The organism is Streptomyces bikiniensis, assembly GCF_000716625.1.
Lineage (GTDB): Bacteria > Actinomycetota > Actinomycetes > Streptomycetales > Streptomycetaceae > Streptomyces > Streptomyces bikiniensis.
In genome coordinates this window covers 48,051-60,608 of sequence record NZ_JNXJ01000020.1, presented here as the reverse complement: position 1 = coordinate 60,608, position 12,558 = coordinate 48,051, and the positions used below count along the sequence as shown (strand labels likewise).

The following is a 12,558-nucleotide window of genomic DNA, read 5'->3' as shown; positions in this document are numbered from 1 at the left end:
GCAACCCCGCCCCCAGGGTGAGAGCAAGGTTCCGTCGCCGTCACCTCGCGGCACCGGACTGAAACGCGGCCTCCCTAGCGTCGTTCGCAGGAGGACCGGGGCTGTGGACGCCCCAGGACCCGACCCCGCGGAGGTGCGACATGGGCGGCCGGTGGATCGAACGGTGGGAACCGGAGGACGAGGTCTTCTGGCGTGAGGAGGGGGAGCGGATCGCCCGGCGGAACCTGGTCTTCTCCGTCCTCTCCGAGCACATCGGCTTCTCGGTCTGGAGCCTGTGGTCGGTCATGGTCCTCTTCATGGGACCGGAGTACGGCGTGGACCCCGCCGGCAAGTTCTTCCTGATCGGCACCGCCACCTTCGTCGGCGCGCTGATCCGGATCCCGTACACCTTCGTCGTCGCCCGCTTCGGCGGCCGGAACTGGACGGTCTTCAGCGCCCTGCTGCTCCTGCTGCCGACCGGCCTCGCCTTCGCGGTCATGGAGCCCGGGACGTCGTACACCACCTTCGTCCTGGTGGCGGCCCTCACCGGCGTCGGCGGCGGCAACTTCGCCTCCTCCATGACCAACATCAACGCCTTCTTCCCGCTGCGGAAGAAGGGCTGGGCGCTCGGGCTCAACGCGGGCGGCGGCAACATCGGCGTCCCCGTCGTGCAGCTCGTCGGCCTCCTCGTCATCGGGACCGCGGGCGCGATGCACCCCCGGATCGTGCTCGGCGTCTACCTGCCCCTGATCGTGGTCGCCGCCACGTGCTCCGCGCTCTTCATGGACAACCTCGCCCCCGTCAGGAACGACACCGGGGCCGCGAAGGAGGCCGTGCGGTCCCGGCACACCTGGATCATGGCCTTCCTCTACGTCGGCACCTTCGGGTCCTTCATCGGCTACAGCTTCGCCTTCGGCCTGGTGCTCCAGACCCAGTTCGGCCGCACCCCGCTCCAGGCCGCCTCGCTCACCTTCATCGGCCCCCTGCTCGGCTCGCTCGTCCGGCCCGTCGGCGGCTCCCTCGCCGACCGGCACGGCGGCGCCCGCATCACCCTGTGGACCTTCGCCGCGATGGCCGCGGCGACCTCCGTGGTGATCTACGCCTCCGTGATCGAGTCGCTCGCCGTCTTCCTCGCCGGCTTCGTCTGCCTCTTCGTCCTCAGCGGCCTCGGCAACGGCTCCACGTTCAAGATGATCCCGGCGATCTTCCTCGCCCAGGGGCACCGGAAGGGGCTCGCGGGCGAGGCCGCCGAGGCGTACGGCCGACGCCTCTCCGGCGCGTCCATGGGCATCATCGGGGCGGTCGGCGGGCTCGGCGGGCTCGGCATCAACCTGGCCTTCCGCCAGTCCTTCCAGACCTCCGGCACCGGCACCGCCGCCTTCGTCGCCTTCCTCGTCTTCTACGCGGCCTGCATGGCGGTCACCCGGGCGGTATACCTTCGGCGTCCGGCGGCCGTGCCCGAGACCGCCGAGGCCGTCACGGAGCCGGAGCCCCGGCCCGGTTACGCGAAGGTGTGATCCACGGTGCCCGGCACGGACCGTAACGACCAGGAAATACGGGCGAACCGCGTCCGTCACGCGTCCCCGTCAGGCTCTGCGTCCATGGACGAGCAAGAACACGGCCCCCTCGCCGGCTTCACCGTCGGCGTCACCGCGGCACGGCGCGCGGACGAACTCATCGCCCTGCTGCGCCGGCGCGGCGCCGCCGTCGTCCACGGGCCCGCCCTGCGGATCGTGCCGCTCGCCGACGACACCGAACTCCTCGCCGCCACCAAGGACCTCATCGGCCACGCCCCGGACGTCGTCGTCGCCACCACGGCGATCGGCTTCCGGGGCTGGGTCGAGGCCGCCGACGGCTGGGGGTACGGCGAGGAGCTCCTCGCCGTCCTGCGGGACGTCGAACTCCTCGCCCGGGGGCCGAAGGTCAAGGGGGCCGTACGGGCCGCCGGACTCACCGAGTCCTGGTCGCCGTCCTCGGAGTCCATGGCCGAGGTCCTCGACCGGCTCCTCGCGGAGGGGGTGGCCGGCCGCCGGATCGCGCTCCAGCTGCACGGGGAGCCGCTGCCCGGCTTCGTGGAGGCGCTGACGGAGGGCGGCGCCGAGGTCGTCGGCGTCCCCGTCTACCGCTGGATGCCGCCGGAGGACACCGGCCCGCTCGACCGGCTCCTCGACGCGGTCCTCGCCGGGGGCGTGGACGCGGTGACCTTCACCAGCGCCCCGGCCGCCGCCTCGCTGCTCTCCCGGGCCGGGGAGAAGGGCGTACGGGCGGAGCTCGTCGCGGCGCTGCGGCACGACGTGCTCGCGGTGTGCGTGGGGCCCGTGACCGCGCTGCCGCTCCAGGCGGAGGGGATCGACACGTACCAGCCGGAGCGCTTCCGGCTCGGGCCGCTCGTCCAGGTCCTCTGCACCGAGCTGCCCGCCCGCGCCCGGGTCCTGCCGGTGGCCGGGCACCGCGTGGAGGTGCGCGGCCACGCCGTCCTCGTCGACGGCGCCCTGCGCCCCGTCCCGCCCGCCGGCATGGCCCTCCTCGGCCTTCTGGCCCGCCGCCCCGGCTGGGTCGTCTCCCGCGCCGACCTGCTGCGCGCCCTGCCGGGCGCGGGCCGCGACGAACACGCGGTGGAGACGGCCATGGCCCGCCTCCGCACCGCCCTCGGCACCCCGAAGCTGATCCAGACGGTGGTGAAGCGGGGCTACCGGCTCGCCCTGGACCCGGCGGCGGACGACAAGTACGACGGGTAGGGGACGGGGCTCCGGAGCCGGGTGGCCCGCTACCGTACGCGCATGACCGCCGAAGGCCCCCGCATCCGCCCCGCAGTCCCCGCCGACGCCCCCGCCCTCGCCAGGGCGGTGGTGCGGAACCGGGAGTACATGAAGCCGTGGGAGCCGTACCGGGCCGAGCGGTACTACACCGTCGAGGGACAGGCCGAACGGCTCGCGGACGGCGGGGTGCGGTGGTTCGCCGTCGACGGGGACGAGATCACGGGCGTCGCCACGCTCTCCGGGATCGTCCTCGGGCCCCTCCGCAGCGCCTCCCTCGGGTATTGGATCGACCCGCACCACGCCGGGCACGGCCTGGCCACCGCGCTCGTCGCGGAGGCCTGCCGGGCCGCCCGAGACGACCTCGGGCTGCACCGCGTCGAGGCCGGGACCCTCCTCGACAACCACGCCTCCCAGCGGGTCCTCGCCAAGAGCGGCTTCACCCGGATCGGGACCGCTCCCCGGCTGCTCCACATCGACGGCGCGTGGCGCGACCACCACCTCTTCCAGCGGCTCCTGCACGACGACCCCCCGCCCGCCTGACACGGCGGCTTCCGGTGGCGTACGCTCGACGGCTGCCCAGTGCACGTGAGAAGGGGGCCTTAGGTGGCCGCGCAGGAAGCCGTGGACACGGTCAGGGACCGTGAGATCGGTGTCGAGCAGGAGCATCTTGACCAGGTCTACCGCCGGCTGGAGGAGAAGATCCACGAGGCGGAGTTCCTGATGGACGACGCCGCCAAGCGCGGACAGGTCGGCACGCCCGGCGCGCTCGCCGAGCGCGACGCCCAGGTCTTCCGGGCCGGCATCCACCTCAACCGGCTCAACAACGAGTTCGAGGACTTCCTCTTCGGACGGATCGACCTGCTGTACGGGAAGGACGGGAAGAAGGGGCCCGACGGCGCCTACACCTCCGTCGAGCCCGCCGAGGACGCCGTACGCCCCGACAACACCGCCGACATCGGCGAGACCCTCCACATCGGCCGCATCGGGGTCCTCGACTCCGACTACGCGCCGCTCGTCATCGACTGGCGCGCGCCCGCCGCCGCGCCCTTCTACCGGTCCACCCCCGTGGACCCCGGCCGGGTCGTGCGCCGCCGGGTCATCCGGTCCAAGGGCCGGCGGGTCCTCGGCGTCGAGGACGACCTGATGCGCCCCGAGCTGCGGGCCACGCTCGGCGGGCGCGAGCTGCCCGTCATCGGCGACGGCGCCCTGATGGCCGCCCTCGGCCAGGCCCGCGGCCACACCATGCGGGACATCGTCTCCTCCATCCAGGCCGAGCAGGACCTCGTCATCCGGGCGCCCGCCGCCTCCGTGACGTACGTGGAGGGCGGCCCCGGCACCGGCAAGACCGCCGTGGCCCTGCACCGGGCCGCGTACCTGCTCTACCAGGACCGGCGGCGGTACGCGGGCGGCATCCTGATCGTCTCCCCGACCCCGCTCCTCGTCTCGTACACCGAGGGCGTCCTGCCCTCCCTCGGCGAGGAGGGCCAGGTCGCCATCCGCGCGGTCGGCTCGCTGGTCGACGGCGCCGAGGCCACCGCGTACGACGATCCGGCCGTGGCCCGGATCAAGGGCTCCTCCCGGATGCTCGCTGTGCTCCGCAAGGCCGCCCGGGGCGCCCTGGAGACCCCCGCGCCGAAGGACCGGCAGCCCGGTGCGGGGGAGGACGCCGGCACCCCGACCCGGCTGCGGGTCGTCGCCTTCGGGCGCCGCCTGGAGCTGGAGGCCGACGAGCTGCGGCGCATCCGCCACAACGTCCTCGGCGGTACCGCCCCCGTCAACCTGCTCCGCCCCCGCGCCCGCCGGCTGCTGCTCGACGCGCTGTACGCCAGGTCCGGCGCGGCCGGCCGGCACAGCGACCCCGAGCTGGCCGCCGAGCTGCGCTCCTCCTTCGACGAGGACGTCTCCACCGAGGACTCCTTCCTCTCCTTCCTGGACGCCTGGTGGCCCGAGCTGACCCCCCGGCAGGTCCTCGGTGCGATGGCCGACGAGCGGCGGCTCGGCCGCTGGGCCCGCCGGATCCTCAACCCGGGCGAGGTCCGCAGGCTCGCCCGCTCGCTGCGCCGCCCCGAGCTCTCCGTCCACGACGTGGCGCTCCTGGACGAGCTGAACACCCTGCTCGGCGCCCCGGCCCGGCCCCGGAGGAAGCGGGAGTACGACCCGCTGGACCAGCTCACGGGTCTGGAGGAGCTGATGCCGGTGCGGGAGGAGAGCCAGCGGGAGCGGGCCGAGCGGCTGGCGGCGGAGCGCACCGAGTACGCGCACGTGATCGTGGACGAGGCCCAGGACCTCACGCCCATGCAGTGGCGGATGGTCGGGCGGCGCGGCCGGCACGCCACCTGGACGGTGGTCGGGGACCCGGCCCAGTCCTCCTGGTCCGACCCGGACGAGGCCGCCGAGGCCCGGGACGAGGCGCTCGGCTCCCGGCCGCGCCGCCGCTTCGAGCTGACCGTGAACTACCGCAACCCGGCCGAGATCGCCGAGCTGGCCGCCAAGGTCCTCGCCCTCGCCATGCCGGGCAAGGAGTCACCGCGCGCGGTCCGCTCGACCGGCGTCGAGCCCCGGTTCGTCGCGGTCCCGGAGGGCGCCGGGGACGCGGATCTGGCCGAAACCGTACGTTTCGAGGCGCGACGGCTGCTCGAACAGGTGGAGGGCACGGTCGGCGTCGTCGTCGCCATGCGGCGGCGCGAGGAGGCCGCCCGCTGGCTCGCGGAGCTGGGCGACCGGGTGGTGGCGCTCGGCTCCCTGGAGGCGAAGGGCCTGGAGTACGACGCCACGGTGGTCGTCTCGCCCGCCGAGATCGCGGACGAGTCCCCGGCCGGCCTGCGGGTGCTCTACGTGGCCCTGACCCGGGCGACGCAGCAGCTCACGGTGGTCGCGGGGGCCGGCGACCTGCCGGACGCGGAGGGCGTGCCGGACCTGCTGCGGGACTGAGACCCCCGGCCGGCCGTCCCCGGGGCGGCCGGCTCCCCCCGTGGCAGGCCGGCCGCCCCATGGCCGGTTTCAGGTCAACCTGTGGCGCTGGAATCACTATCGGGAGTGGTTTGTTAGCCTGGGTGTGGCACCGGCCCGATCCAAGCCCCCGGGCCCAACCTTCGTCCCTCAGAGGGACCACTTGCCGCGAGGCGAGCATGGCGGGTCGGTGCCACCTAGTACGTAGCTACGAAGTTGAGGTCCCCGTCACCCCTGGTGGCGGGGACCTCTTCTGTTTCCCGGATCCCTCTCGTATGGTGGAAACTACTTTCCGAAAACAAAATGACCGCATTACCTGCTACTCGCCGGTAGGTGCGACCATCGGAGGGCGCCGCCGGGCAACCAGCCGGGGCGGCGTAGCAACGAAGCTCAGGGAAAGCAGAGGAACTCGGCCATGGCAACGGCGCCCAGCGTCTCGTACTCGATGACGGTCCGGCTGGAGGTTCCCGCGAGCGGGACCGCGGTCTCCCAGCTCACCACGGCGGTGGAGTCGTCCGGCGGTTCCGTCACCGGCCTCGACGTGACCGCCTCCGGCCACGAGAAGCTCCGCATCGACGTCACCATCGCCGCGACCTCCACGGCCCACGCCGACCTGATCGTGGAGCAGCTGCGCGGCATCGAGGGCGTCGTCCTCGGCAAGGTCTCCGACCGCACCTTCCTGATGCACCTCGGCGGCAAGATCGAGATGGCGTCCAAGCACCCCATCCGCAACCGCGACGACCTCTCCATGATCTACACCCCCGGCGTCGCCCGGGTCTGCATGGCGATCGCCGAGAACCCCGAGGACGCCCGCCGCCTCACCATCAAGCGCAACTCCGTCGCGGTCGTCACCGACGGCTCCGCCGTCCTCGGCCTCGGCAACATCGGCCCCAAGGCCGCCCTGCCCGTCATGGAGGGCAAGGCCGCCCTCTTCAAGCGCTTCGCCGGCATCGACGCCTGGCCGATCTGCCTGGACACCCAGGACAGCGACGAGATCGTCGCGATCGTCAAGGCCATCGCCCCCGGCTTCGCGGGCATCAACCTGGAGGACATCTCCGCGCCCCGCTGCTTCGAGATCGAGGCCCGGCTGCGCGAGGCCCTGGACATCCCGGTCTTCCACGACGACCAGCACGGCACCGCCATCGTCGTCCTCGCCGCCCTCACCAACGCCCTGCGCGTGGTCGGCAAGGGCATCGGTGACGTACGGGTCGTCATGTCCGGCGCCGGCGCGGCCGGTACGGCCATCCTGAAGCTCCTGATCGCGGCGGGCGTCAAGCACGCCGTCGTCGCCGACATCAAGGGCGTCGTCCACGCCGACCGCGAGGACCTGGTCGAGGCCCCGGCCGACTCGCCGCTGCGCTGGATCGCGGACAACACCAACCCGGAGGGCGTCACCGGCACCCTCAGGGAGGCCGTCGCGGGCGCGGACGTCTTCATCGGCGTCTCGGCCCCGAACCTGCTCGACGGCGAGGACGTCGCCGCCATGGCGGAGGGCGCCATCGTGTTCGCGCTCGCGAACCCCGACCCGGAGGTGGACCCGGCCGTCGCCCGCCAGACGGCCGCCGTCGTCGCCACCGGCCGCTCGGACTTCCCCAACCAGATCAACAACGTCCTGGTCTTCCCGGGCGTCTTCCGCGGCCTGCTCGACGCCCAGTCCCGCACGGTCAACACGGACATGATGCTGGCGGCCGCCGCGGCCCTCGCCGACGTGGTCACCGAGGACGAGCTGAACCCGAACTACATCATCCCGTCGGTCTTCAACGACAAGGTCGCGGGCGCGGTCGCCGGGGCGGTCCGCACCGCGGCGAAGGCGGCGGGCGGCGGCGCGTCCCCGGCCGCGCTCTGACGCTGCCCCCCGGCCCCGTTCCGACGCTGCCCCCGACCCCGCTTCGACACGTACCCCGGCCCCGCTCTGACGGCGCGTCGCGATTCGCGGTGGCGTAAACCCGCCTTTAGGGTTGCTTTTCGACTCCGCGTGGTTCGCGGGGAGTCGACAGAGCGTCACCGCCGCGGGGTTCCGGGGCTTTTCCCCCGACCCGCGGGGGTGCCGGATTGGCGTTCCCGCCGCTGGTGGGGGCAGGATGCGTGTTTGGGCGCGAGGGTCTGTCCATGTGACCCGGGTCCGGGGACTGTCCGAAGGCCCTGGCAGCATCGGCTTCGCTGTACCCAATCGCGCGGCTTCCGCCGCGTGGCACGCCTCACAGGCAAGAAGAACACGGGAGTAACAACATGAACCGCAGTGAGCTGGTGGCCGCCCTGGCCGACCGTGCCGAGGTGACCCGCAAGGACGCCGACGCCGTGCTGGCCGCTCTCGCCGAGACCGTCGGCGAGGTCGTCGCCAAGGGCGATGAGAAGGTCACCATCCCCGGCTTCCTGACCTTCGAGCGCACCCACCGTGCCGCTCGCACCGCTCGTAACCCGCAGACCGGCGACCCGATCAACATCCCGGCCGGCTACAGCGTGAAGGTCTCCGCGGGCTCGAAGCTCAAGGAAGCCGCCAAGGGCAAGTAAGCGGCCTGTAGGCGAGCAAAGGGCGGCCACCCCGGTCCAGGGGTGGCCGCCCTTTCGTTCGCCCGTCAGATGCCCTCCGACGCCCTCGGACGCCCGCCGACGCCCTCGGACGCCCTCGGATGCCCTCGGATGCCCTCCGGAACGCGCTGTACGGCCCCACGCGTGTGCGTGGGGCCGTACAGAGGTCCGTGGGGCCGTCGCTAGACCAGCGCGCTGCCCGGCAGCTCGACCTTGGCGCCGAGCTCGACCAGCTTCTCCATGAAGTTCTCGTAGCCGCGGTTGATCAGCTCGATGCCGTGGACCCGCGAGGTGCCCTGGGCCGCCAGCGCCGCGATCAGGTACGAGAAGCCGCCGCGCAGGTCGGGGATGACCAGGTCGGCGCCCTGCAGCCGGGTCGGGCCCGACACGACCGCCGAGTGCAGGAAGTTCCGCTGGCCGAAGCGGCAGTCCGAGCCGCCCAGGCACTCGCGGTACAGCTGGATGTGCGCGCCCATCTGGTTCAGCGCCGAGGTGAAGCCGAGCCGGGACTCGTACACCGTCTCGTGGACGATGGAGAGCCCGGAGGCCTGCGTCAGGGCCACGACCAGCGGCTGCTGCCAGTCGGTCTGGAAGCCGGGGTGCACGTCCGTCTCCAGGGCGATCGCGTTGAGCGAGCCGCCCGGGTGCCAGAAGCGGATGCCGTCGTCGTCGATCTCGAAGGCGCCGCCGACCTTCCGGTACGTGTTGAGGAAGGTCATCATCGAGCGCTGCTGGGCGCCGCGCACGTAGATGTTGCCGCCGGTGGCCAGCGCCGCCGACGCCCAGGAGGCCGCCTCCAGGCGGTCCGGGAGCGCCCGGTGGGTGTAGCCGTCGAGCCTGTCGACACCGGTGATCCGGATGGTCCGGTCGGTGTCCATGGAGATGATCGCGCCCATCTTCTGCAGGACGCAGATCAGGTCCTCGATCTCGGGCTCCACGGCCGCGTTGGACAGCTCGGTGACGCCCTCCGCGAGCACCGCCGTGAGCAGCACCTGCTCGGTCGAGCCGACCGAGGGGTACGGCAGCCGGATCTTGCAGCCGCGAAGGCGCTGCGGGGCCTCCAGGTACTGCCCGTCCGCCCGCTTCTCGATGGTCGCGCCGAACTGGCGCAGCACGTCGAAGTGGAAGTCGATGGGCCGGCCGCCGATGTCGCAGCCGCCCAGGCCCGGGATGAAGGCGTGGCCGAGGCGGTGGAGCAGCGGGCCGCAGAAGAGGATCGGGATGCGGGACGAGCCGGCGTGGGCGTCGATGTCGGCGACGTTCGCGGACTCGACGTGCGTCGGGTCGAGGACGAGCTCGCCGGGCTCGTCGCCCGGACGGACCGTCACTCCGTGCAACTGGAGCAGTCCGCGGACCACGCGGACGTCACGGATGTCTGGCACGTTGCGCAGGCGACTGGGTCCGCTGCCGAGCAGGGCGGCGACCATCGCCTTGGGCACGAGGTTCTTCGCGCCGCGGACGCGGATCTCGCCCTCCAGCGGGGTGCCGCCGTGGACAAGCAGTACGTCATGGCTGTCTGTGCCGGTCATGAATCTCGCGTTCCGAAAGTGGGTCCGACGGGTGGCCAGTGAAAAGGGTAAGGGGCCATGGAACCTCGTTCGGATGCTCGGGGGGACCCCTCAGACGTAATGAATCCGGCACAACACCCTCCGTTCGCGCGCTCTTGCGGAGCGTCACCGTCCGGTTGCCCCGGCGGCCCACCCGCGCCGCCCCGCCCCGTCCCCTCTGAACTGCGGCGGCTCGCGGCCTTGCGGCGTTCGCGCCCGACGGGCCACGCGAACGCCGAAGATGCGGGATCATGTCTCGCATGACCGAGGTGTCCTCGCTCACAGGACGGCTGCTCGTGGCCACCCCCGCCCTCGCGGACCCGAATTTCGACCGCGCGGTGGTGCTGCTGCTCGACCACGACGACGAGGGCTCGCTCGGCGTGGTCCTCAACCGGCCGACGCCGGTCACCGTCGGTGACGTCCTCGCCTCCTGGGCGGACCTCGCCGGCGAGCCCGGCGTGGTCTTCCAGGGCGGTCCCGTCTCCCTCGACGCGGCCCTCGGCATCGCCGTGATCCCCGGCGACGAGGGGCCGCTCGGCTGGCGGCGGGTGCACGGGGCGATCGGCGTGGTCGACCTGGAGACCCCGCCCGAGCTGCTGGGGCCGGCCCTCGGCTCGCTGCGGATCTTCGCCGGGTACGCGGGCTGGGGGCCCGGCCAGCTGGAGGCGGAGCTGGGCGACGGGGCCTGGTACGTGGTCGATTCGGAGCCCGGCGACGCCTCCTCGCCGACGCCCGAGACGCTCTGGCGGCAGGTGCTGCGGCGGCAGCGCGGGGAGCTCGCCATGGTCGCGACGTATCCGGACGACCCGTCCCTGAACTGAGGGCGACCCGTCCCCGCGACCGGGTGCGACCCGTCCCCGCAGTCGGGTGCGACCCGTCCCGCGACCGGGTGCGACCCGTCCCGCAAACGAAGGCCCGGCTTTCAGTACCCTTGGCGGTTATGAGCACTCTTGAGCCCGAGCGCGGGGCAGGTACGGGGACCCTCGTCGAGCCGACGCCGCAGGTGTCCCACGGTGACGGCGACCACGAGCGCTACGCCCATTACGTCCAGAAGGACAAGATCATGGCGAGCGCCCTGGACGGCACGCCCGTCGTGGCGCTGTGCGGAAAGGTCTGGGTACCGGGGCGCGACCCCAAGAAGTACCCGGTCTGTCCGATGTGCAAGGAGATCTACGACTCCATGGGCGCCGGCGGCGGCGACAAGGACAAGGGCGGCAAGGACAAGTAAGTCAGGTCCCGACGCCGGGGAGATCCGGTGACGGCCCCCGTCGTGCGTGCTTCGGCGCGCGCGGCGGGGGCCGTCCCGTTTTTCCGGGTCGTCCGGGGGTCCCCCCGTTGCGCAGGGTGCTTTCCCCGGTCACGGAGTGGTTGAGGTGGTCGAGACCTCTTGTCGGCCCGCCCGGAGTCCGCCTAGCCTCACGCGTGTTGTGCAGCACGAAACGCTCATTGCGCATACTGCAACGCACGCACCTGGAGGGGAACCGCCATGAAGCTTCCTGTTCGCGTCACCGCCCCGGCCGCCGCGCTCCTGCTGGCCGGTCTGACCGCCACCGCCTGCGCGCCCCAGACCTCGGACGGGAAGGCCGCGACGGACGAGAAGAGCGGCACCCTGCGCGTCTGGCTCTTCCAGGAGGTGAGCAACAAGCCCAAGGAGAAGGTCGTCGAGGAGGCCGTCGCCGCCTTCGAGCAGCGCAACAAGGGCGCGAAGGTCGAGGTCGAGTACATCCCCGTCGAGACCCGCGCCCAGCGCGTCAAGGCCGCCTTCAACGACCCCGAGTCGGCCCCCGACCTCATCGAGTACGGCAACACCGACACCGCCGGGTACGTCAAGGACGGCGGCCTCGCCGACATCAGCGCCGAGTTCGCCGCCTGGGACCAGACCGAGGACACCGACCCCACCGCCCGCCAGTCCGTCACCGTCGGCGGCAAGGTCTACGGCGCCCCCTTCTTCGTCGGCATCCGCGCCCTCTACTACCGCACCGACGTCTTCCGGGAGCTGGGCCTGACGGCCCCCAAGACCCAGGCCGAACTCGTCGAGACCGCCAAGAAGATCCGCAAGGCCAGGCCCGAGCTGTACGGCATCGCCGTCGGCGGCGCCTACACCTACGGCGCCATGCCCTTCGTCTGGGCCGCCGGCGGCGAACTCGCCACCGCGCGGGGCGACTCGTACAAGGCCGCCGTCAACAGCCCCGAAGCCCTCAAGGGCATCACCACGTACACCTCGCTCTTCGGCGACGACAACTGCCCGGCCGCCAAGTGCGCCCAGATGGGCGGCAACGCCACCGTCACCGCCTTCGCCTCCGGCAAGGCCGGCATGGCCATCGGCGGCGACTTCAGCCACGCGGCCGTCGAGGCCGGCACCGTGAAGGGCAAGTACGCCGTCGTCCCGCTGCCCGGCACCACCCCCGGCTCGATCGCCCCCGCCTTCGCCGGCGGCAACAACATCGGCGTCCTCAAGAGCACCTCGCGCCGCACCCTCGCCGTCGACCTCCTCAAGTCCCTCACCGGCAAGGAGACCCAGGGCCGGCTCTTCGACGCGATGGGCTTCCTGCCCACGTACACCGACACGCGCGCCGCCGCCGCCCAGCGGCAGCCCTTCGTGAAGCCCTTCACCGACACCCTCGCCGCCGGCACCAAGTTCGTCCCCGCGTCCCCCGGCTGGGGGCAGATCGACGCCTCCCTCGTCCTGCCCACGATGTTCCAGGAGATCGTCAGCGGCCGTAAGGACGCCAAGGCGGCGGCGGACGACGCCGCGAAGAAGATGGACGCGGCCTTCGCGCCGGCCGGCTGACCCC

The 12,558-nt window shown here is 72.4% G+C and carries 10 protein-coding genes; 9 read left to right on the top strand and 1 reads right to left on the bottom strand.

Annotated elements, in window-relative coordinates:
- Positions 1–140: 140 nt before the first annotated feature.
- The 6 genes from OO47_RS17730 (at position 141) to OO47_RS17705 (ending at position 8,198) form a co-directional block, all read left to right on the top strand.
- Positions 141–1,496: a nitrate/nitrite transporter gene (locus OO47_RS17730; RefSeq protein WP_030209931.1), complete on the top strand. Its 1,356-nt coding sequence runs from the start codon at positions 141–143 to the stop codon at positions 1,494–1,496.
- 84 nt (positions 1,497–1,580) lie between these two features.
- On the top strand, positions 1,581–2,717 hold the full coding sequence (locus OO47_RS17725; protein WP_030209934.1) for a uroporphyrinogen-III synthase: 1,137 nt from the start codon (positions 1,581–1,583) through the stop codon (positions 2,715–2,717).
- Between the two features lie 42 nt (positions 2,718–2,759).
- Positions 2,760–3,278 carry a GNAT family N-acetyltransferase gene (locus OO47_RS17720; protein ID WP_030209936.1) on the top strand — a complete coding sequence of 173 codons (519 nt, stop codon included), beginning with the start codon at positions 2,760–2,762 and terminating at the stop codon, positions 3,276–3,278.
- Between the two features lie 63 nt (positions 3,279–3,341).
- Complete coding sequence (locus OO47_RS17715; RefSeq protein ID WP_030209938.1) at positions 3,342–5,669, top strand: HelD family protein; 2,328 nt, start codon at positions 3,342–3,344, stop codon at positions 5,667–5,669.
- A gap of 433 nt (positions 5,670–6,102) precedes the next feature.
- Entirely contained in the window at positions 6,103–7,533 is a 1,431-nt protein-coding gene (locus OO47_RS17710) for an NAD-dependent malic enzyme (RefSeq protein WP_030209940.1), read from the top strand.
- Positions 7,534–7,916: 383 nt separating this feature from the next.
- Positions 7,917–8,198, top strand: coding sequence for an HU family DNA-binding protein (locus OO47_RS17705; protein ID WP_017237029.1), 282 nt, complete (start codon positions 7,917–7,919; stop codon positions 8,196–8,198).
- A 200-nt stretch (positions 8,199–8,398) separates the two neighbouring features.
- Here OO47_RS17705 and murA read toward each other — a convergent pair whose 3' ends face one another.
- Positions 8,399–9,745 carry a UDP-N-acetylglucosamine 1-carboxyvinyltransferase gene (murA, locus tag OO47_RS17700; RefSeq protein WP_030209945.1) on the bottom strand — a complete coding sequence of 449 codons (1,347 nt, stop codon included), beginning with the start codon at positions 9,743–9,745 and terminating at the stop codon, positions 8,399–8,401.
- A gap of 278 nt (positions 9,746–10,023) precedes the next feature.
- Between murA and OO47_RS17695 the strand changes: the two genes are divergently transcribed.
- From OO47_RS17695 to OO47_RS17685, 3 genes are all read left to right on the top strand, one after another.
- Positions 10,024–10,584 (top strand): YqgE/AlgH family protein, encoded by a 561-nt coding sequence (locus OO47_RS17695; protein WP_030209946.1) that lies wholly within the window; start codon positions 10,024–10,026, stop codon positions 10,582–10,584.
- 119 nt (positions 10,585–10,703) lie between these two features.
- Positions 10,704–10,991, top strand: a complete 288-nt coding sequence (locus OO47_RS17690; RefSeq protein ID WP_015033918.1) for a DUF3039 domain-containing protein — start codon at positions 10,704–10,706, stop codon at positions 10,989–10,991.
- Positions 10,992–11,249: 258 nt separating this feature from the next.
- On the top strand, positions 11,250–12,554 hold the full coding sequence (locus OO47_RS17685; RefSeq protein WP_030209950.1) for an extracellular solute-binding protein: 1,305 nt from the start codon (positions 11,250–11,252) through the stop codon (positions 12,552–12,554).
- The last annotated feature ends 4 nt before the right edge of the window (positions 12,555–12,558 follow it).

Bases quoted from the DNA above. Each gene is read 5' to 3' on its own strand.
- OO47_RS17710 (WP_030209940.1), top strand. From the start codon at position 6,103: ATGGCAACGGCGCCCAGCGTCTCGTACTCGATGACGGTCCGGCTGGAG.
- OO47_RS17705 (WP_017237029.1), top strand. From the start codon at position 7,917: ATGAACCGCAGTGAGCTGGTGGCCGCCCTGGCCGACCGTGCCGAGGTG.
- OO47_RS17725 (WP_030209934.1), top strand. From the start codon at position 1,581: ATGGACGAGCAAGAACACGGCCCCCTCGCCGGCTTCACCGTCGGCGTC.
- OO47_RS17690 (WP_015033918.1), top strand. From the start codon at position 10,704: ATGAGCACTCTTGAGCCCGAGCGCGGGGCAGGTACGGGGACCCTCGTC.
- OO47_RS17730 (WP_030209931.1), top strand. From the start codon at position 141: ATGGGCGGCCGGTGGATCGAACGGTGGGAACCGGAGGACGAGGTCTTC.
- OO47_RS17685 (WP_030209950.1), top strand. From the start codon at position 11,250: ATGAAGCTTCCTGTTCGCGTCACCGCCCCGGCCGCCGCGCTCCTGCTG.
- murA (WP_030209945.1), bottom strand. From the start codon at position 9,745: ATGACCGGCACAGACAGCCATGACGTACTGCTTGTCCACGGCGGCACC.
- OO47_RS17720 (WP_030209936.1), top strand. From the start codon at position 2,760: ATGACCGCCGAAGGCCCCCGCATCCGCCCCGCAGTCCCCGCCGACGCC.
- OO47_RS17695 (WP_030209946.1), top strand. From the start codon at position 10,024: ATGACCGAGGTGTCCTCGCTCACAGGACGGCTGCTCGTGGCCACCCCC.